Raw genomic sequence first — 21,571 nt, 5'->3', positions numbered from 1 at the left:
TAATATGATAAGTATAAAGTCTAAGTTTAAAACACCTCCAGTTTTTATTGCTATAGTTTCAATTGTTTTGCCGCCTTTGGTTGTTTATTTAAGTTTTACTTCTCCAACAGCAGGAATGTTTTTGCCTATTTTATTTTTACTACTTGTTGTCTTTTTTTGGTTGACAATGTTTAGAACAAGAGCGCATAAATTAACTATTGATGATAGATACATCATTGTTAATCGTTATTTTGGATTAGGAAAATCTAAAGTATATGAAATTAATAATTTAGACGGTTTTATAGTTCTTTTTGAGGTTGGAAAAGAAGGTATGGCAGAGTTCCTTTTTATACTCGAAAATGGTAAAAGAATAGCTTCTATTTCTACTTCTTATCATAGTAACTATAACGAACTAAAAGATGTTTTAAGAGAAAAAATACGAGACTTAGGAGAGAAAGTATATGTCTCTAAGGAGGAAAGTGCAGAAATGCTGAAATAAACAAAACCCGCTTCATTGAAGCGGGTTTTTATTTTACAAAAAATGACTAGGTAATAATCTTCAATCGAGAATGAATCAGATTTATTTAAAAGATGGATGGCAGCAACTGGTGGTAACGACGTAAGTAGTTATGCCAGAAGTGTAGTTTAGTTTTAGATTTTTTTTTGATCTTTGAATGGACTACGAACATTAGATTTTAATCTTGAAATTAAATTAACGTTCCTGTCTTAGAAATGGATTTTTTATGATATATTTGAATTGTAAGTATTTTTTTAATAATTATAAACAATCAAATAGAAAAAAAATGAAGAAAGTATTATTTATTTTAACCGTATTATTTGCTTTAAATAGCTATTCACAAAAGAAAAAGGTGGCGGTTGTTGGTTTTTACACAGACAAAACAATTGATCTTTCTGATTTGGGGCTTAACAGTTTGGCTGCAATAGCTGATTTGGGCAACAATCCAAACTTTAATCTTAGTCCTATTTTAGAGAAATACCATAATGCTTTTTTTAATGTTTATTCTAAACAATTTCCATTTGATTTAATTCCTGAAAATGAAGTGATTCAAAAACAAGAATACATTGATTTTTCTCCTAAATATGCTAAAGATGAAGTAGGAGAGAAAACTATAATAAATTACCCAGGATATAAATATATTTATGAAGGAACGGCTGGTCAAGCAAATGAAGTAGGAACTGCGACTATTTTTAAAGAAATTGCAGATGGTGTTTTATTTACAGAAATACATTTTACTTTAGTAAAAGGATTTGCTGTTGGAGGAACAGGAACCGTTAAAATGAAAGCTTATGCTAGAATCTCTTTGTATGATAAAACCGGAAAGAAAGTATTTGCTATAAATGAAGGGGCAAGCTCTAAAAAAACGGGTGTTATAGTAGGTGGAATTCCTGTTTTAACTCCTGAAAAAGTACTGCCTATGTGCGAAAGTGCTTTAGACGAATTGCTAAAAGATTTAGATCAAAAAATTAGCAAAATAATTAAAAAGAGTGCTGCTAATTTCTAATGTTTTTATAAGTAAAAAAGGAAAACCCGCTTCATTGAAGCGGGTTTTTATTTTAATCTAAGTCAGTCTAAGTAGTCTGAAAATCTAACTATCTAAGTAGTCTAAATTAGAATTGCTCTCTTCCAGCAAAATGGAATGCACCTTCGATAGCAGCATTTTCGTCGCTATCAGAACCGTGAACTGCATTTTCTCCGATAGAAGTTGCGTATGCTTTACGAATTGTTCCTTCAGCAGCTTCAGCAGGGTTTGTAGCTCCGATTAAAGTTCTGAAATCTTCAACAGCGTTGTCTTTTTCTAAAATTGCAGCAACAATTGGTCCACGAGACATAAATTCTACTAATTCTCCGTAGAAAGGTCTTGCAGCGTGAACAGCATAAAATGCTTGAGCATCAGCTACAGTTAATTGAGTTAATTTTAATGAAACGATTTTAAATCCTCCATTAGTAATCATTGCTAAGATATTTCCGATGTGTCCGTTTTGAACTGCATCTGGCTTAATCATTGTAAAAGTTCTATTTGTTGCCATTTTTATTTTTATTAAATTTTGTGCAAAAATAGACTTTTTTTATGAATTGAATTTAATAAATTCATAATTATAACTATCCAGAATACCTTTATGATAATTAATTATGAGTAATGACGTACAGCAGTAGAGACGCACCGCAGTGCGTCTTATACAAGTTTTAAAATTTAAACCTTAAAAATAAGTTTGTTCTTGTAGAAAAGCCATAAAATAAACGTCCAAATTCCAACATAAGTTAGTGCTCCAGCTAAGGAAGCTGTCATTGGATTACTGAAAAAAGGTGCAATCCCAAAGCTATATAAATAATTTAAAAGATTGATTTGTTCGCCTGGACTATGCGGGTTCTCAAACTGAACCATTACTAATCCTTGTGGGATTATTTGCGAGAAGAAAAATACAATCATTGGGTTAACGCCCCAAATTAAAAATATTTTGATTCCTTTTTTTAAGTTTAAAATATCAATAAGGTAATATAATAATGCCAGACAAGTAGTTGCTAGTCCTGCTGTGTATAATGTGTATGTACTTGTCCAAAGTGATTTGTTAATAGGGAAAACGATACTCCAGATTTGAGCAACTATAATTAATGCGATACCTGCGATTGCCATTTTTTTTGCAATTTCAATTTTTGGTATGGCACAGTGTAATAACTGACCTATAAGTAGTCCGATAATTCCGGTTCCGATGGATGGGATAGTACTTAATATACCTTCTGGATCCCAAGTTATGGTTCCGCGATACATATGTCCTTTTAGTAAGATACTATCTAGCCAAGAAGCAAGATTGGTTCCTTTATCAAAATTTGCTTCTCCAATTCCTGGAACTGGTATTAAAGCCATTATTGCCCAATAGACTAATAATAAGATTGTGGCGACTATTATCTGTGTTCTTTGGTTTGATTTTAAGTACAAAAGGGATACTACAAAATATACGATGGCTATACGTTGTAAAACACCTGGTAATCGTACGTTTTGATACGCTTCGATGCCGCTATAGGCCAAGAAGAGATAAATAAACAGGATTGAAAAGGCAAGAATATTTTTTACTTTAGAACTAAAATTTCCCATTAAGGCATAACATACCGCAATAGTTATAATTAATCGACCTATAAGTAACGGAATTCCGTCGAGTCCAAAAAGTTGTATTTTGGCAAAAAAATTAAAGAAGATTCCTAAGCAAAACATTCTTAATGAGCGTACTAGTATTTTGTTGAATGTAGTACTGTCGAAAGTTTTTGTAGGCATTGCAAATGAAATAGCTACTCCCATTATGAAGATGAAAAAAGGGAAAACCAAATCGGTTAGTGTGCAGCCATGCCACTCAGAGTGTAATAGAGGAGGATAAACAGCGTCCCAGCTTCCAGGATTATTGACAATTGTCATTAATAAAATAGTTAATCCTCTGAAGACATCTAGTGAAATCAAGCGCTCTCTGGTCATAATTTTTTTGTAATAGGTTAGTTCTTGTTTTTTAAAGTTAATAATTTGGTTTAGAGAGTAATAATTTCAGAAGTAAGTGGTTATTTGTTTCTTATGATTATTACTTTATTTTTTTCGCCATAGATTTAGAAGATTCTTACAGATTTCTGAATATTCAAAAAAAACATTTTAATCCTTTAAATCTGTGGCTCTTATTTTTTAGTCAATTACAAGTATAGTCATTTATATAGTAATAACATTAAAATTAGATTCTAATGGTTTTAATTCTTTAATAAGAAGGGGGATTAATTCCTCTCCTTTTTCCAGATAAAATTCTGAAAAATTGGCTTGACGTTCCTGCAAGCTTTTATTTGGAAATAGTTCATTTTGCAAGTCGGTAATACGTTGCAAAATGTCATTTAATTTTCTTTTTTGTGCTTTTAAGAGTCTTTTTTCAAGGTTTTCGAGTCCTTTTATTTGTTTAACTTCTTGTGCTTTTACTGCTCCGGTAAACGATTTATCTGTTTGATTTGCTAATTCATAAAGATATTCGAATTGCTTATGCAAAAGTTCTTTTTGAGGCGTTAAATCAATAGAAAATGGTGATAATTCTCTTGTGCTTTTGTTGATTAAACTGTCTTGTTTTGAGAATAAATCGCTCCATGATAAATTTAATTGATCCGCTTTTTTTGCCTGTTTTTCGGTAGCCAAAAGCACGGAATTTCTAATTAAAAGCATCGGAAAAGTAATCTTTGCAGTATCAAAGAATGATTTTAATTCTAACCAATACGCGATTTCTCCACCTCCGCCAATGTAGCATAAATTAGGCAAGATAATTTCTTGATATAACGGACGCATAATTACGTTCGGACTAAATTTTTCGGGATTTCTTTCTAGTAAATCAAAGATTTCTCTTCCTGAAAATTCAATTTTTGTATTGTTAACTTTATATTTTCCGTTTTCAAAAATGATACGTTCGCGTAAATTATCTTCGATATAAAATAAATTGATTTCGCGCGGATTTACCTGAACTGTATAATCTTTCAGTTTTTCGATAGTTTCCTGAACGGCTTTATAGGCAGATTGAGATTCTAATTCTTCTTTTATGTATGGAATAAAAGCACGCTTTAAATTAGCATTGTCTGCATCTAGAATTACTAAGCCTTGTGATGCAAATAAACTATTGGCAAGATAACGTGTTGCATCTGCTAGATTATTGTGTTTTAGATAGGCATCTTTAAATATTTTTTTCAAAACATTGGCATTGATGCTTGAACCTAATTCTAAAGCATATATTTCGAAAAAATCTTCAAGTCCTTTGGTTGATAATCTTCCTACCGGACCTGTACTTTCGGCATTCCATCGGAACTTTTTGCCTTTAAAATTAAAATAATTAATTTCTTCAAAATCATGGTCTTCAGTCGCCATCCAATAAATGGGAACAAAGTTATGCGAAGGATATTTTGCTTTTAATTCGTTGGTAAGATTTATCGTTGAGATTATTTTATACAAGAAATATAAGGGACCGCTAAATAGGTTTAGTTGATGTCCTGTTGTAACTGTAAATGTATTTGGGAGCGCTAAGGCTTTGATATTTTGTTTGGTCGAATCCGAAAGTTCAATTTTGGCATATTGTTCTTTTAAAACCGAAACTAATGGAATTCTGTTGTTATTATCGAAATTTTGTTGCTTTTCGATAATTTGTTTTTCAAAGTTTTCCAGTGTTGGAAAATTATTATATAATGGTTTTAAATCTGATTTTTGTTCTAAATAATCATGTATCAAAGTTGAGAAATATCCTGAGTTTTGGTAGCTGATACAGTCGGTTGGCATAAGTATTGTTTTTTTGATAGCTGTAAATTTAATCAAAATTTGTACTTAAAAATGGATTTAACTATTGCTTATGATTTGAATTTTAAAAATAGTTACAAATCATTGATAATCATGTAAATACTTTCAATATAGGAAAATACTTGTTTTTTAATTTATTTGAAAAATAATTCACAGAATTTGAATGTGTTGATGGGTTTTTTTGGGGTTATGAGGATTATGATTTTTTAAACTAATTTCTTAAAAAATGGGAATTTAATATTTGCTATTTTCAAAAATTAAACCCATTTTTATATCCTATTTTTAACCCGTTGGGTGCAATTCGTAAAAAAAAAAATTTAACACATAGAAACATAGATTTTATGTGTAAAAAAGAGTACAAAAAGAAATATATTTCTTTCACATAACTAGCTATGTGCATTTAAAACAAGTGAAACGCCTTTTTTGTGCGTAGAAGACCTATGTTTCTATGTGTTAAAATTAATTGCACCCAACGGGTCTTATTTTTATAAAAACTATATCAACCACATGAAAAATAATTCTACTAAGGAAAACTCCTTGAAACATGTTCTTTTTGGGAGCTTAATAGGTACGACAATTGAATTTTTTGATTTCTATATTTATGCTAATGCAGCTGTATTGGTGTTTCCGCAATTATTTTTCCCAGGTGCTAGTAGTACTAATTCGACCCTTGAATCTTTGGCAACTTTTTCGATAGCCTTTTTATCAAGACCTATTGGTTCTGCTGTTTTTGGTCATTATGGAGATAAAATAGGACGTAAAGTTACTTTGGTAGTGGCTTTGTTAACCATGGGATTATCAACAATTGCCATTGGATTTTTACCGAGTTATGCAAGTATCGGCATCGCTGCACCGATTTTATTGATGTTATGTCGATTTGGTCAGGGAGTTGGTTTAGGAGGCGAATGGGGTGGTGCTGTTTTATTAGCGATAGAGAATGCACCTCCGAATAAACGTGCCTGGTATGGAATGTTTCCGCAATTAGGAGCGCCTATTGGATTGCTACTTTCAGGAGGAACTTTTTTAATTTTAACAGATACTATGACCAGCGAAGATTTTATGGATTATGGCTGGAGAATTCCGTTTATAGCAAGTTCACTTTTGGTAATTGTTGGATTTTATATTCGTTTAAAAATTAGTGAAACTCCTGCTTTTGAAAACTCTAAATTGGAACAAAAAGAAGTGAAAATCCCATTTTTTACTTTGCTTAAATCATATAAAAATCAATTGATTTTTGGGACATTATCTGCAATTACAACCTTTTTGGTATTTTATTTAATGACGGTTTTTACCTTAAGCTGGGCTACTTCAGATTTAGGTTTTACCAAAAGAGATGCTTTGTTAATACAATTGTTTTCTGTATTATTTTTTGCTGCTTTTATTCCTGTTTCGGCTTTGGTTGCCGATAAAATAGGTCGCAGAAAAATATTAATTTTCACGACTTTAGCTATTGCTGCTTTCGGTTTTTTCTTTTCGTATTTTCTTAATTCAGGAAGTCCTTACATGGTAACAGCTTTCGTTTGTATCGGAATGTCATTGATGGGTTTTACTTATGGCCCATTGGGAACTTTTTTATCTGAATTATTTCCTACGACAGTTCGTTATTCTGGAGCATCTTTAACTTTTAATATGGCAGGTATTTTGGGTGCAGCTTTTGCTCCAATGATTGCAATTTGGTTGGCAACGACTTATGGTTTGAGCTACGTAGGATTTTATCTAACTGCGGCTGCTTTAATATCTTTAGTTTCATTTTTAGTAATTTCTAAGAAAGTACATCAGTTTTAAGAGGAAATCTACTGACACAATTTTTATAGTATTAGTAAACGAAGCTCTTTGGGTGTAATTACTGCATCTTTTCGCTTCGTTTGAGGTGTAAAAATTTAATTTAACACATAGAAACATAGATTTTATGTGTAAAAAAGAACGCAAAAAGAAATATATTTCTTTCACACTAGTTTAGCTATGTGCATTTAAAATAAGTGAAACGCCTTTTTTTTGAGTTTACAAGACCTATGTTCCTATGTGTTAAAATTAATTGTGCCTAACAATCAAATGTTTTGTAAATCTTGTGATAAAGTTATCTAAGTTCAGTTGCTTTTTTAACTATCTAATAGTTTTTGGAGCAAGAATAAGAGAGTTTATTACTAAAATTATTGATTATTTTGATTTTAAAATTTAGTTTAATTTGTTTTAAATCAGTGTTTTAATTTTAAAATAAGAAAATACTTGTTTTAAAATTTGTTTATTTCAAAAAAAAATCACAAAATTTGCATCAGAAAATAAATCATTAACCAAATTAATAACGAAGACAATGTTTGTATTAAACTTTACCTCTCAAAACATCACATCAGGATTAGATTCTGTTGGTATGTGTCTTCGTGGCTTTTCGCAATCATAGCAAATCAATTTTAGATATATGAACAAGCCCGAAGGAAATTAACTTTCGGGCTTTTTTTATTCTAGACACTTCAAAAAATTCCCGATACCCCGAACTCAATTTATCTATTGGAGATAAAATGCTTTTGCCTTGTATTTTCTAATACTTGGCAGGAAAACTATAATTTAAATTTTTTTAAATGGACAATTATCTTTTAGATGATTACATCTTGTGTAGTCGTTTGAAGAAAAAAAAGCAAAAGAAGAGTGCAGTTAAAAAAGATTTTGAGAAACAATTAATTCAGTTAGATAAGTTCGAGGATGAGCTATTGCATAAACGTAGAGCTTTACCATTAGTGCCTTTGGCAACACCTTATCAAAAAGGATGGGAACGCAATTTTGTACTTAGGGAAGATATTGCGAGATCTAAAGAAGCATTGTTCTATAAAACATTATTGGAGAAGATAAATACGGTGCAATATTCTTCTGAGAAATCTTTTAAGAAAAAGAAAAAGAAGAAAAGAAAGCATGTATACGTCGAGAAACTTCAGATTGTAAAAGAATTTTCAGAATCGGAATGGAGAAGTCCAAAACTAACATTAACAGACAAAGAAAAAATACATTTTTATAAAAGGGAACGATGGTGTCCTAATTGTAAACGCTATAAGATCCATTATATATTTGATGAGCCTTGGCGATATGTATTGCGTGTGAGACCAAATATGATAACACATACTAAAATGGTCGATGGTGTTTTGGAAAGTGAAATTGCTAGGATAAGTAATTATATCACGAATCATTTTCTTCGAAATTCAATGATAAAAATTGCACACGGAAGTGTGAACTATTGGAGATGGAATACTAAGAAATTGAAATATCTAAATCCATTGAACAATAAACAGATTCATACCGTAATGGATGAATATTATAAAGAAATAGAATATCTAAATAAAGAGTCATTAGAACTCATAAGATAAAAAATATAATGGGAAATAAACTATCTGGAAAAGACCTGATTAAAATAGGCTTTCCAAAAAATAATAGTATCAACATTGCCTTGGGGCAAATAAACAGATACAGAAAACGAGAAAAAAAAGAGAGTATATTAAACGAAGCCAAAGAAGTTTTACTATCTCCTGAAAAATTTACCGGACATGGTACTTGGGGCAAAGTTGCTGAAGGATTGGTAAATCCGGTACAAGTAAGAATGCATCAGCTTAATAATACAAGAGCACCTTTTTCCATATTTGGAGAAAACGAAATTGATGAGCAAGCTAAATATCAGTTATATGATGCTTTAAAATTGCCAATTTCGGTTGCTGGAGCTTTAATGCCCGATGCACATTCTGGTTACGGACTGCCAATAGGTGGTGTACTGGCAACAGATAATGTTGTGATTCCGTATGGAGTAGGAGTAGATATTGGTTGTAGAATGAGTTTGTCCATTTTTGATATTCCTGCGTCTTTTTTTAAAGGAAAAGACCATCAGTTACAAGCAATCTTAAAAGATAATACCAAGTTTGGAATGTATGAAACACATACCATACGAGCAGATCACGAAGTGTTTAGCCGAAGTGAGTTTCAGGATATTCCGCTTATAAAAAGTTTATTGAGTAAAGCCTACAAGCAACTTGGTACTTCGGGAGGAGGAAACCATTTTGTAGAGTTTGGAATTGCTAAAATTACCAACCCGCTTAATGAATGGAAAATAGGAGTAGGTGAATATTTTGCTGTGCTTTCGCATAGTGGTTCAAGAGGTTTGGGAGCTAATATTGCTAAACATTATACGTACTTGGCAACAAAACAATGTCCGTTACCTAAAAATGTACAGCATCTGGCTTGGTTAGATTTAAATACGCACGACGGACAGGAATATTGGCTGGCTATGAATTTAGCTGGTGATTATGCCAAGGCTTGTCATGATGATATTCACCGCAGAATTGCTAAAGCGATTGGCAAACGTGTGGTTGTAACTATTGAAAATCACCACAATTTTGCTTGGAAAGAAATGGTAAATGGCAAAGAAGCTATTGTACATCGTAAAGGCGCAACTCCAGCTAATGTGGGTGAACTGGGTATTATTCCTGGGTCTATGACTGCACCTGGATTTATTGTTCAGGGCAAGGGAAATACGGAGAGTTTAAACTCTGCATCTCATGGAGCTGGACGACTTTTTTCTCGTAGAAAATGCAAGGAATCGTTTACACAAAGTGAGATTAACAAAGTCTTAAAAGCAAACGACGTAAGCTTGATTGGTGGTAATATAGATGAAGCGCCAATGGCATATAAAGACATTAATAAAGTAATGGCTAATCAAACGGAATTGGTGGATGTGTTAGGCACGTTTACACCAAAAATCGTTAGAATGGACAGATAAAGAAGTTCAAGATTATGGAAAGGTTTAAAGATGAAAATAAATGGTTAGGCAGTTTTGGAAATGAAATTTTGGTAAAATGTCCAAAATGTGCTTCTCAAGCAGTTGTTAGGAGAGCTTTGGAATCTGAACTTTATTATAGAGATAAAAGAATTTTAGAATGTAAAAATTGCTATTATTCTTTAAAAGAAGGGATGGTAAAATACATTGCTTATGTAGATACTTATTGCTGTAATAATGAAGACAAAATAAATTTTGAGTCGCAATTACTGAATGAAAAACCAGAAACAATCAAGCTAAAATGTTCTATATGTAATGAGATTAAAGAGTTTAAGCCTAATATAAAAGAAGTTCCTTTTGTGTTAGATACTGATAAATCATTACAAAGAGTAGGTGCTTTTAATGCTGAAATATGGTATCAGAAAGAATTTGACCAATCAATTTTTTGGGCTTATAATTTGGAACATATCAATTACTTAGAGAGATACATTAAAGCTGATTTGAGAGAAAGAAACAATAACGGAAGTGGTAACGGGACAATGGTTTCCAGACTTCCGAAATTTGTAAAAGAAGCAAAGAACAGAGAAAAACTGTTGAAAATTATAGAGAAATGGAAAAAATAATTCAAATAACATCAGGTCGTGGCCCAGCAGAATGTAGCTGGGTTGTGGCTCAGGTTTTAAAGACTTTTCTGGAAGAAGCCAATGATAATAAAATAAAAACAACATTGCTTCAGAGAGAAACAGGAATTGAAAATGGTACGGTCGAAACGGCTACAATTTTATTAGAGAGTAATAATCTTAATGAGTTTGTAAACTCTTGGATTGGAACAATCCAATGGATAGGGCAGAGTCAATTCAGGAAATTTCATAAACGTAAAAATTGGTTTATCGGGATTTTTGAAATTGATAAAGCTACTACAACGCAAATTTCTGAAAATGATATTCAGTATCAGGCAATGCGTAGTTCGGGTGCAGGAGGACAACATGTAAATAAGGTGAGTTCGGCAGTAAGAGCAACTCATATTCCTACAGGAATTAGCGTTGTGTCGATGGATTCACGGTCGCAGCATCAGAATAAAAAACTAGCCACAGAGAGATTATTACAGAAGTTTAAGGATGAAACTGTAAAGCAGTTTAAAGCCGAATTTCAGGCTCAATGGATGAATCAATTGCAAATTCAGCGAGGAAAACCAATTCGGGTTTTTCAGGGTTCAGATTTTAAAAAACAAAAACAAACAAAAAATTACAAACAGGAAAGGCAAAGATTAAAAAGAGAAGATTATTTAGATAATGATTAATCTCTAAATCTCTGAATTTCTAAACAGAATAAACTATGAAAACAGTAGATAAATATCTTTTTCAGGCATTAGATAGTTATCCATATTCGCTGGAAGAAACCATCGAATCATTGGATTATGCTTTGTCTTATGATGATAAAAATACAATGGCTTTGTGTTTATATGGGCAGGTTTTAAGTGACCAGTTATTTAAATATGAAGAAGCCAAAGAATATTTTCAGCAGGCTATCTCAATTAATATTAATGCAATCGAAGTGTATACTTTTTACATTCATACTTTAATTTTAAATGAAGATTATGAGGAAGCCGTGAAGTTGATTGATTTTGCATTAACAATTAAAGGAATTAATAAAACAGAAATTCTTCTGAAAAAAGTGATGCTTTTTGAAAGTCAACAAGAGTTTAAAAAAGCCTTGAAAGCAATGAAAGAGGCTAAACTTGCAACTTTAAATTCAGCTTATGATTATGGTATTGAAGAAACCGAAAAAAGATTAAATAAAAAATTTGATAAAGATTCTGGAAAAAGTAAGTCAGATAAGAAGAAAAAGAAAAATAAGTAAAGAATAAAGGATGCTGTAATTGGCATCCTTTATTGTTTCTATTCAAAAAAGCAGTAAAAACAACCACCAAATCTTTTTATAAAAAGTCCCTAAATATGCCTTATTTTTGCACAAAACATTTCCCTTTGAAAACTAAGCTTTTTATAATCACTCCTCCTTTTACACAACTGAATACACCGTATCCAGCAACCGCCTATATCAAAGGGTTTCTGAATACTAAAAATATAGAATCGGTTCAGGCAGATTTAGGTATTGAAGTGATTTTAGAATTGTTTTCGAAAGAGGGATTGAAGAATTTGTTTAAAGCTTATGAAGATAAGGCAGAAGCAAGAAGCAAGAATGGGCAAGTGTTGGCTGATGCTGAAAAAATCTCGGATAACTCCAAACGTATTTTTGCTTTACAAGATGAGTATCTTAAAACGATTGATGCTGTTATTGCTTTTTTGCAAGGAAAGAACCCAACATTAGCATTGCAAATTTGTCAGGAAGATTTCTTGCCTGAGGCTTCTCGATTTGTGCAATTGGAAGAACTAGATTGGGCTTTTGGAACAATGGGAACGCAGGATAAAGCAAAACATTTGGCGACATTATATCTTGAAGATATTTCGGATTTTATAGTGGAATGTGTCGATGAGAATTTTGGTTTTAGCCGTTATGCTGAACGTTTAGGTCGAAGCGCCAATTCTTTTGATGAATTATACCAAGCCTTACAACAAGAACCAACTTATATTGACAGGGTTTTAATTTCCATTTTAAAAGAGAGAATAGAATCGGTAAAACCAACTCTATTTTTAATTTCAGTTCCTTTTCCTGGGAATTTATATAGTGCTTTTAGATGTGCACAATGGGTAAAACAGAATCATCCTGAAATTAGAATTTCGATGGGTGGCGGTTTTCCAAATACTGAATTACGTTCGTTATCAGACGCTCGTGTTTTTGAGTTTTTTGACTTTATCACTTTGGATGATGGGGAAGTACCTATTGAATTGATAGTTGATAATTGTGAATTGAAAGTTTCTGATGAGTATAAAAGAACTTTTTTACTCGAAGAAGGGAAAGTTGTTTACAAAAACAATTCGTTGCGACATGATTATAAACAATCTCAGGTTGGAACACCGGATTATTCTGATTTGCTTTTGGATAAGTATATTTCGGTTATCGAAATTGTTAATCCGATGCATCGTATGTGGAGCGACGGACGCTGGAATAAACTCACCATGGCGCACGGTTGTTATTGGGGAAAATGTACGTTTTGTGATATTTCATTAGATTATATAAAGGTTTACGAACCTGTTGCAGCCAGTTTGTTGTGTGACCGAATGGAAGACATGATGAAGCAAACGGGGCAAAATGGTTTTCATTATGTAGATGAAGCTGCTCCGCCTGCACTTATGCGTGCTTTGGCTCTTGAGATTCTTCGAAGAAAATTAGCGGTAACATGGTGGACAAATATTCGTTTCGAGAAAAGTTTCTCTGCCGATTTATGTTTGTTACTGAAAGCTTCGGGATGTATTGCCGTTTCTGGTGGTTTGGAAGTTGCTTCGGATAGATTATTGAAACTAATAGATAAAGGTGTTACGGTTGAGCAAGTGGCAAAAGTTACCCGCAATTTTACCGAAGCAGGTATTATGGTTCATGCCTATTTAATGTATGGATATCCAACGCAAACAGTTCAGGAAACGGTTGATAGTTTGGAAATGGTACGTCAGTTATTTGAAGCTGGAGTTTTACAATCGGGATTTTGGCATCAGTTTGCCATGACAGCACATAGTCCGGTTGGGATGTATCCAGAAAAGTTTGGTGTGGTTAAGGAAACCGAAGCCATTGGAACTTTTGCTAATAATGATATTAATTATACCGATAAAACAGGAATAGATCACGATAAATTCAGTTTTGGATTAAAGAAATCTTTATTCAATTTCATGCACGGAATCTGTTTTGATTATGAACTTCAGGATTGGTTTGATTTTAAAATTCCTAAAACGAAAATTGGATCCGACTTTATTTATGATGCTTTACAGGAATCTGAAGATTTTAATATAAAGCCTACTGCCAAAATTGTTTGGCTGGGAGGAAAGCCTTTTACAGAAGCTTTTACCAAATCTAAAAAAGGAAATTCATGGGAAATGCTAACGCTTACTTTTCATGATAAAAAAGAAAGCTTCAGTGTTCAGACCAATAAAAATGAAGGAGAATGGTTAGTTGAAATACTACAGAAAATTTCTTCTTCTAAAACTAAAACCTATACATTTCAGGAAGTAAAAACTGATTTCGAAACCAATTTTGAGGACTTTGAGTTGTTTTGGTATTCTAAACCTGTAAATACTTTAAGGGAATTTGGATTGTTGGTGTTGTAGTAGATTATTACGCAAAGTTTCACAAAGAGAAAACGTAAAGGGTTATTGTATAAAAGGCCTTCTTCCGTCCCTAAGTTTCGGGATTGGGACGTTCAGGATGATAAAATTGAGATGTTTAGCAAATAGACGAAACAAGTCAGCGTAAGATAGATAACGATTAGTTTTAATCGTTGTGGAATTATATTGAGAAGACGCACTGCGGTGCGTCTCTACAGGCATTGCGTAATAACTGTTGAGTTTTTACTTTTTAATCTTAGTTCCTCAGAACCTCAGTAACTTCCTTTGAACCTTTGTCGCTCTGTCCCTCTGCACCTTAAGAATCAACCTTAAACCTAAACCCAATTCCGTGTAAGTTCTCGATAACAATTCCTTTCTCGTTTACTAATATTTTGCGTAGGCGTGAAATAAAAACATCCAGACTTCGTCCCATAAAATAATCATCATCACCCCAAAGAGAAGTAAGGATTTGTTCCCTTTTTAAAACGGTATTTTTGTTGTCGATAAACAACTTCAGAAGTTCTGACTCGCGTTGTGTAAGACTTGTTTTTTCATTTTCATTGTATAAAATGAAATTTTGAATGTCAAAATGGTATTTCCCAATTTTATAAACCGATTTATCTATGGTGTCATTCTTTTGCGAACGCTTTAAGAAAATTTCAATTTTAAGGAGCAATTCTTCAATACTAAAAGGTTTCACGAGATAATCATCGGCACCCAATCGTAATCCTTTTATTCTGTCCTCTTTTAGTGTTTTTGCCGAAAGGAAAATAATAGGAATATCGGAGTTGATTTTTCGTATTTCGGTAGCGAGTTCAAATCCGTCTATTTTTGGCATCATAATATCCAGAATACAAATATCGAAATTCCCTTTATTAAAGGCTTCCAAACCTAATTCTCCATCACAGCAATGTGTTACCTCATAATTATTTTGTTCCAAATTATCTTTGGTAAGAAACGCCAAGGTTTCATCATCTTCAGTGTAAAGAATTTTGAAAATACTCATTTTTTGTACGGAATTAAGATGGTTATGGTTATCCCTTTTTCGGGATTGTTAATAGCATTGATTTTCCATTGATGCAAGTTGCAAATCTTTTTTACATAATACAAGCCCAATCCAAAACCATTAGATTGCGTACTTTTTTCATTTGGAATCCTATAAAACTTATCGAAGATAAAAGAAATATTTTTGTTAGCAATACCAATTCCGTTATCTATAAAAGCAATTTTTAATAGCTGGTTTTCAGTAGTTAAACGAATTGTGATTTTTGGCTTAGTATCACAATATTTTATGGCATTATCAAGAAGGTTGTAAACAATATTTGTAAAATGAAAAACGTCGGCAACAATATGATAATTTGTGGTAGCAGATTCAATTTTTATGTCAGTTTCGGGATATTTTAGTTTGATGTTTTCTATTGTTTCCTCAATAGCAGGAATAATTGAAATCTCTTTTAATTCGAGCTCCAAAGGAGTGTAATCAGACTTTGCAATGCTCAAAATCTTCTCGATATGATTATTTAATTTACCACTTTGACTGATAATGATTTCGGTATATTTTTCGAGTTTCTTGTCTTCCTTAATCGGATTCTGTTTAATTAAATAATTAGATGCGATTAAAATAGAAGCCAAAGGTGTTTTAAACTCATGGGTCATATTATTAATAAAATCGCGTTGTAACTCAGAGTATTTCTTTTGCTGTAAAAGCGTAAAAATCGAATAGATATAAATTAGTAAAATGACAATAAGCATTATCGAAAGCACAAACCAAAAACGCATGGAGCTGAAGATATAGCTGGTTTCATTAGGAAAACGAACAGCGAAGTAATAGACTAGATTTTTGTGTTTCGGGAAATAAACTGACTGTTTTTCTTTTGAATTTTTGGATAAAGAAACATGATTTCCATAAACCATTTCATTGCTTTGACAATTGTACATAGCATATTCAAAATCGGTTGTAATATTCATTTTTTTGAATTCCGATTTCAAATAAAACTCTAAGATGTCCGGTTCAAAATCATTTTCGATGTTTACAACATAATAGTCATTAGATATTTTTTGGATAGGACTTTGTGCAGGCAATTCGTTACTACTACTTTCATGTAATTTTTTGGCAACTTCAAGTAATGCAATATGTGTTTTCTGATTCAGTTTTTTTTGCTCAAGCATAAAAGCTTCCTTGGTCCATAGTAATTGTGCGACCAATATGCCGATAATTGCTATAAACCCCAGAAGGATAATACTGTTGAGTCTGTTTATTTTCACTTAAATAGAATTTTTAAGGTGTAATATTAATCAAAAATATCTTTAAATATAGCGATTAACAAGTCGTTAACAAACATTTGAGATCGATTAACAGCGTTCCGTTTTTATGTGATTTACATTTGTAATGTTCAAAATATGAAAAACCAAATAATCATTTAAATTTTAAACTTATGAAAATTATCAGACCTTTATTATTAGTATTTACATTAGGATTAATGTCTTTTTCTGCAATTGCTCCAGTGCAATCATTAGTAGAAAATAATGTTGTAGCTGCAGCAGGAATTGCATGGAAAGCTGAAACGATTGATGTGGGACAGATCCCTCAGAATGTACCAAAAGCAATTGATTTTGAATTTAAAAACACAGGAAAAACAGCTGTAGTTATTACAAGTGTTCAAGGTTCTTGTGGATGTACAGCAACAAATTATACAAAAGAACCGATTCTTCCTGGAAAATCGGCAAAAATTACAGCAACATACAATGCTGCTAATAAAGGTGCTTTTTCTAAAACTGTTACAGTTGTAACAAGTGCAGAAACAACACCAAAAGTACTTACTTTGAAAGGGATAGTTTTATAATAAGTAGTTTTATATCTCTGAACTCCAAACAACTCAACTTGTTTGGAGTTTTTTTATGTTTATTTCTGAAGTAATTATAGGTAGATTGTAAAGCAAAGATTAAATTTTTATAAATGGTTTGTTTCTACTAAAACTTTTCTATTTTTATTAAAAAATATATTATGAAAGTTTTGTATCCACTTGTAGCTGTTGCCATTTTTTTGGTTACTATTTCTTGCAATAAAAAGTCAGAAAAGAAAGAGGGAGAGTCAAAAAACACTTCAGAGAAAGTAGTTCCCGAATTAAAAATTACAATAGATAGTTCAAGTATTATTACTTTTTATCAAGCATACCCTAAATTGCTAAAATTCCAGAATGATGTTTTGGCATTATACAAGAAAAATAAGTCTACTCAATTGTGGTTGGATAATAAAGGAGTTGTAGAGTTCGCACATACATTATTTAATAAGTATAATGGATTGGATCAGGAAGGCTTAAAAGCTAATTTTCCTTATAGTGACAAGATTAGTCCTATTTTTGAACATACTTCAGAAAACCAATTATCACAAGTAGATACAGATTTAATGATTACGAATCTATATTTTTATTATGTTCAGAAAGTATCTGGGGTAGATGAAAAAACAACTAAATCATTAGAATGGCTTTTACCTCGTAAAAAAGTGAATTATCAGGTTTTTACAGATTCAATTTATAAAAAATCTACTATAAGTGATGACAAAAAGAACAAAATGTTCAGCCAGTATTACAAACTTCGTGATGCACTACATCAATATAGAGAAATTGAAAAAAAAGGAGGTTGGAAATCAATTGAGGCAGGTGATGATTTTAAAAGTCTAAAAAAAGGAGATTCAGCACTTGCTGTTGCGCAAATTAGAGAGCGATTGTTTATAACTGGTAACCTTAAAGAGGATAATAAGAGTTTAGTTTTTGATGATGTTTTGGTCGAAGGGGTTAAAAATTATCAATCACACAACGGGAATACTGTAAATGGGAAAATTACATTGGAGCATATTGCAGAAATGAATATTCCGGTATCTGACAGGATTAAAACCATAATTGCTAATATGGAGCGTTGTAGATGGATTGATCCTGAACTCGAAAAAGGAAAAGAATATATAGAAGTTAATATTCCGGAGTTTAAATTGTATTTAATTCGTGATAACGAAATTGCTTTTGTATCGGCTGTTGTTGTGGGAAAAATGATGACTCAAACTGTTATTTTTAGCGGAATGATGAGTTATATTGTTTTTAGTCCGTATTGGAATGTCCCTACAAGTATCATTAATTCAGAGATTAAACCAGGAATGGCCAAAGACAAAAATTATTTGGCAAAGAAAAATCTGGAATGGAATAATGGAGCTGTTCGTCAGTTACCAGGAAAAAATAATTCACTTGGTTTAGTGAAGTTTTTATTTCCAAACTCAAATAATATTTATTTGCATGACACTCCTGCAAAAAGTTTGTTCGAAAGAGAAAATAGAGCTTTTAGTCATGGTTGTGTGCGTGTAGCAAAACCAAGAGAGTTTGCAATTGGGTTATTAAAACAAGATCCTAAATGGACTCCTGAGCGAATTGATAAAGCAATGCATACAGGTAAAGAAAGTTGGTATACGCTAAAGAAGAAAATCCCTGTTTATATTGGTTATTTTACCGCTTGGGTAGATCGTGATGGGAATTTGAATTTTTATAAAGACATTTATAAAAGAGATGAAAGTCTTATAAAGCTACTTACAGAAGAATAAGGTTTTGTGTAGAATAGAACGCGAATCTGTGTCATCCGCGTTCTATTCTAGGTAATCCTAAATTAGCACAATTTAATTAGTGAAGATTTGCAACAAAAACGTTATTTAGGGCAATACATTAATACACTTATAGAAGCGCTTGCTATAATGATCGGAGTCCAAATTACTAATGGTTACACTACCAGCTTTGCCAGAAGAGGCATGTATGAATTTTGATTTCATACCATTGGCTTCACAAATGATTCCTACATGCCCAACTATAGTTTTGTTCTTGTAACCGTAAAAAACTAAGACGTCTCCAACTTTAAAGTCTTCGGCTTTTTTAGTAATTCCCAGACTTTTATAACCGCTTGAGCTCCGCGGTACGTTCACATCAAAATGTTTAAAAACATAATTAACAAAACCGGAGCAATCAAAACCTTTATTTGGATTATTCCCTGCATATAAGTAAGGTGTTCCCAGATATTGTTTAGAATATGTAATAATAGAATCTCTATCTATTGCGGTTTGTATTTTCTCAACTTGATTTATTCTAATTTTTTCTTCTTTCTTTATAGTAAAAGAAGAGAATAAAATAGCTGCTGCAAATAATATATAAATTTGGGATTTCATTTTTTTGAGAGGGAAGTAATTTAATTTATAAAGATATGTGGTTACTTTTTAATATCAAAGAAATGCTAGATCAAAGGGTTGGAAAGCATTTTTTGAATAGGATTTATATACTTATTTAAGAGAAGAATTAAAGGCTGCTTTATGAGTTATTTTTTACAAATAGGGGGTTTTATTTCTTATCTTTGAGAGACTTCGTAATAAAATAGCTTAAATATGGCTACTTTATGATGAGGTTAACCATTAAAGGTAAGCTGAAAACTTTATAGAGTAGGCATGATTTAAAAATATACTTATGGAAAATTCTTTATTTAAAAAAGTAAAAAAAGCTATTGATTACTGGTACATTCCATTATTAGTGGGGTTGCTTTTTGTGGGAATCGGAATTTGGTCTTTTATAACTCCCTTAGCAGCTTATTTAACCCTTGCGCTTATCTTTAGTATCTCGTTTTTGGGAAGTGGAATTTTTGAAATTATTTTTGCACTTTCTAACAGAAAAAAAATTGATAATTGGGGTTGGACATTGGCTTCAGGAATTTTAGGATTAGTTGTAGGGATATTATTAATCTCTAATCCGTTAATTTCTATTACGATACTTCCATTATATGTAGGATTTGTAATTTTATTCCGATCTATAATGGCAATAGTTATTGCTTTTGATTTAAAGAGTTATGCCGTACCTGATTGGGGAAATCTTGTAGCTTTAGGAATACTAGGGATTATATTTTCATTTATATTATTGTGGAATCCTATTTTTGCAGGGCTTTCACTAGTATATTGGACCGCTTTTGCTTTTATAGCAATTGGTGTTTTTTATATTTATTTCTCTTTCAAGTTGAAAAAAATACATGATATCCCCGAAAGGTTACATGATTTAGAAGGTAAAATCAATTCATAAAGATTAGTGTTTTTTTGGTTATTAGGAAAACGAACCAAAAGCATAAAACTATAAATCGAAAGTATTTTCAATTAGTATAAATTAATTGTATAATACTTTCGATTTCTTATTTTTACAAAAGTAGAATTTATGTGCTTTGTGATTTTAAATTCTTTAATTTTCAATCTTTAAATCAAAAAAATGAAATACAATAGATGCGGAAAAAGCGGATTGTTATTGCCGCAAATTTCTTTGGGATTATGGCATAATTTCGGTTCGGTAGATAATTTTGAAAATGGTGAAAGCATTATCAAAGAGGCTTTTGATAAAGGAATTACGCATTTTGATTTAGCTAATAATTACGGGCCAGTTCCGGGTTCTGCCGAAGAAAATTTCGGAAAAATATTGTGGCACAATTTTCAAGGAAATATGCGTGATCAAATCGTAGTTTCTACTAAAGCTGGTTATACGATGTGGGACGGACCTTATGGCGATTGGGGTTCTCGTAAATATTTGTTATCAAGTTTAGATCAGAGTTTAAAGCGTATGAAACTCGATTATGTAGATATTTTTTACTCCCACCGTTTTGATCCTGAGACTCCGCTGGAAGAAACGATGATGGCTTTGGATTATGCTGTAAGAAGCGGAAAAGCATTGTACGCTGGAATATCTAATTATAATGCGGAACAAACTCGAGAAGCAACATCAATTTTAAAACAATTAGGTACGCCTTGTTTAATACATCAGGTAAAATATTCGATGTTTGTACGTGAAGCCGAAGCTGGTTTACTAGATGTTCTCGAAGAAAAAGGAGTAGGTTGTATCGCGTTTTCCCCTTTGGCACAAGGACTTTTAACGGATAAATACCTGAAAGGAATTCCAGAGAACTCTAGAGCATCAAATCCGAATGGACATTTGCAACTCGAGGAAGTATCAGAACAAAAAGTGCAAAAGATAATTGCTCTAAATGAAATTGCTCAAAACAGAAATCAATCTTTGGCACAAATGGCATTGGCTTGGTTATTAAAAGATAATCGAATTACATCAGTTTTAATTGGCGCAAGCTCAGTAGGACAGTTAAATAACAATATAGATAGTTTACAAAATCTTGACTTTTCTCAAGAGGAATTAAAAGTAATTGAAACTATTTTAGGATAGGAGTACTGTAGAGATGTATAATTTTTTAGTATTCAGTTGCAGTTTTCAATCTAAAATTAAAAGCAAAAATCCCAATCTAAAAAT

General features: G+C 32.0%; 19 protein-coding genes. 13 read left to right on the top strand and 6 right to left on the bottom strand.

From position 1 onward, the window contains the following. Positions 1-4 precede the first annotated feature (4 nt). Together AC3IPI_RS23480 and AC3IPI_RS23475 are read left to right on the top strand one after the other, a co-directional pair. On the top strand, positions 5-478 hold the full coding sequence (locus AC3IPI_RS23480) for a hypothetical protein (RefSeq protein WP_039111205.1): 474 nt from the start codon (positions 5-7) through the stop codon (positions 476-478). Positions 479-782: 304 nt separating this feature from the next. Beyond that, entirely contained in the window at positions 783-1,502 is a 720-nt protein-coding gene (locus tag AC3IPI_RS23475) for a hypothetical protein (RefSeq protein ID WP_323488961.1), read from the top strand. A 106-nt stretch (positions 1,503-1,608) separates the two neighbouring features. Here the strand turns inward: AC3IPI_RS23475 and AC3IPI_RS23470 are convergent, their stop codons facing one another. From AC3IPI_RS23470 to bshC, 3 genes are all read right to left on the bottom strand, one after another. Next, complete coding sequence (locus AC3IPI_RS23470; RefSeq protein ID WP_035625955.1) at positions 1,609-2,028, bottom strand: nucleoside-diphosphate kinase; 420 nt, start codon at positions 2,026-2,028, stop codon at positions 1,609-1,611. Positions 2,029-2,192: 164 nt separating this feature from the next. Next, the gene (locus AC3IPI_RS23465) at positions 2,193-3,464 is read right to left on the bottom strand and encodes an acyltransferase family protein (protein ID WP_489156158.1); all 1,272 of its coding nucleotides are present in this window, start codon (positions 3,462-3,464) and stop codon (positions 2,193-2,195) included. 222 nt (positions 3,465-3,686) lie between these two features. Next, positions 3,687-5,276, bottom strand: a complete 1,590-nt coding sequence (gene bshC, locus AC3IPI_RS23460) for a bacillithiol biosynthesis cysteine-adding enzyme BshC (RefSeq protein WP_039119974.1) — start codon at positions 5,274-5,276, stop codon at positions 3,687-3,689. 525 nt (positions 5,277-5,801) lie between these two features. On the opposite strand from bshC, the gene AC3IPI_RS23455 reads away from it, so the two are divergent. From AC3IPI_RS23455 to AC3IPI_RS23425, 7 genes are all read left to right on the top strand, one after another. Then, complete coding sequence (locus AC3IPI_RS23455) at positions 5,802-7,079, top strand: MFS transporter (RefSeq protein ID WP_489156155.1); 1,278 nt, start codon at positions 5,802-5,804, stop codon at positions 7,077-7,079. Positions 7,080-7,870: 791 nt separating this feature from the next. Then, on the top strand, positions 7,871-8,647 hold the full coding sequence (locus tag AC3IPI_RS23450; protein WP_086894083.1) for a hypothetical protein: 777 nt from the start codon (positions 7,871-7,873) through the stop codon (positions 8,645-8,647). Positions 8,648-8,655: 8 nt separating this feature from the next. Beyond that, the gene (locus tag AC3IPI_RS23445) at positions 8,656-10,047 is read left to right on the top strand and encodes an RtcB family protein (RefSeq protein WP_489156153.1); all 1,392 of its coding nucleotides are present in this window, start codon (positions 8,656-8,658) and stop codon (positions 10,045-10,047) included. 14 nt (positions 10,048-10,061) lie between these two features. Continuing rightward, complete coding sequence (locus AC3IPI_RS23440; RefSeq protein WP_489156151.1) at positions 10,062-10,667, top strand: hypothetical protein; 606 nt, start codon at positions 10,062-10,064, stop codon at positions 10,665-10,667. Then, the gene (gene prfH, locus AC3IPI_RS23435; RefSeq protein ID WP_489156149.1) at positions 10,655-11,344 is read left to right on the top strand and encodes a peptide chain release factor H; all 690 of its coding nucleotides are present in this window, start codon (positions 10,655-10,657) and stop codon (positions 11,342-11,344) included. Before AC3IPI_RS23440 ends, prfH begins: the two co-directional genes overlap by 13 nt. A 35-nt stretch (positions 11,345-11,379) precedes the next feature. Then, positions 11,380-11,904, top strand: coding sequence for a hypothetical protein (locus AC3IPI_RS23430; protein ID WP_489156147.1), 525 nt, complete (start codon positions 11,380-11,382; stop codon positions 11,902-11,904). Positions 11,905-12,029: 125 nt separating this feature from the next. Beyond that, on the top strand, positions 12,030-14,261 hold the full coding sequence (locus AC3IPI_RS23425) for a B12-binding domain-containing radical SAM protein (RefSeq protein ID WP_489156145.1): 2,232 nt from the start codon (positions 12,030-12,032) through the stop codon (positions 14,259-14,261). 313 nt (positions 14,262-14,574) lie between these two features. Here the strand turns inward: AC3IPI_RS23425 and AC3IPI_RS23420 are convergent, their stop codons facing one another. Next, complete coding sequence (locus tag AC3IPI_RS23420; protein WP_086894090.1) at positions 14,575-15,264, bottom strand: response regulator transcription factor; 690 nt, start codon at positions 15,262-15,264, stop codon at positions 14,575-14,577. Further along, positions 15,261-16,523, bottom strand: coding sequence for a sensor histidine kinase (locus AC3IPI_RS23415; protein ID WP_489156142.1), 1,263 nt, complete (start codon positions 16,521-16,523; stop codon positions 15,261-15,263). Before AC3IPI_RS23415 ends, AC3IPI_RS23420 begins: the two co-directional genes overlap by 4 nt. Positions 16,524-16,693: 170 nt before the next feature. Between AC3IPI_RS23415 and AC3IPI_RS23410 the strand changes: the two genes are divergently transcribed. Further along, positions 16,694-17,101, top strand: coding sequence for a DUF1573 domain-containing protein (locus AC3IPI_RS23410; RefSeq protein ID WP_039111192.1), 408 nt, complete (start codon positions 16,694-16,696; stop codon positions 17,099-17,101). Between the two features lie 161 nt (positions 17,102-17,262). Then, entirely contained in the window at positions 17,263-18,843 is a 1,581-nt protein-coding gene (locus AC3IPI_RS23405) for a L,D-transpeptidase family protein (RefSeq protein WP_489156140.1), read from the top strand. A 105-nt stretch (positions 18,844-18,948) separates the two neighbouring features. Here the strand turns inward: AC3IPI_RS23405 and AC3IPI_RS23400 are convergent, their stop codons facing one another. After that, positions 18,949-19,455 (bottom strand): C40 family peptidase, encoded by a 507-nt coding sequence (locus tag AC3IPI_RS23400; protein WP_489156138.1) that lies wholly within the window; start codon positions 19,453-19,455, stop codon positions 18,949-18,951. A 292-nt stretch (positions 19,456-19,747) separates the two neighbouring features. Here AC3IPI_RS23400 and AC3IPI_RS23395 point away from each other — a divergent pair, with 292 nt between their 5' ends. Continuing rightward, positions 19,748-20,350, top strand: coding sequence for an HdeD family acid-resistance protein (locus AC3IPI_RS23395; protein ID WP_489156136.1), 603 nt, complete (start codon positions 19,748-19,750; stop codon positions 20,348-20,350). A 180-nt stretch (positions 20,351-20,530) separates the two neighbouring features. Beyond that, the gene (locus AC3IPI_RS23390) at positions 20,531-21,487 is read left to right on the top strand and encodes an aldo/keto reductase (RefSeq protein ID WP_086894096.1); all 957 of its coding nucleotides are present in this window, start codon (positions 20,531-20,533) and stop codon (positions 21,485-21,487) included. Positions 21,488-21,571 lie beyond the last annotated feature (84 nt).

This window comes from Flavobacterium sp. GL_143 (assembly GCF_057834355.1).
The sequence above is the reverse complement of the archived record's forward strand: the minus strand, read 5'-3'. Positions and strand labels throughout refer to the sequence as shown.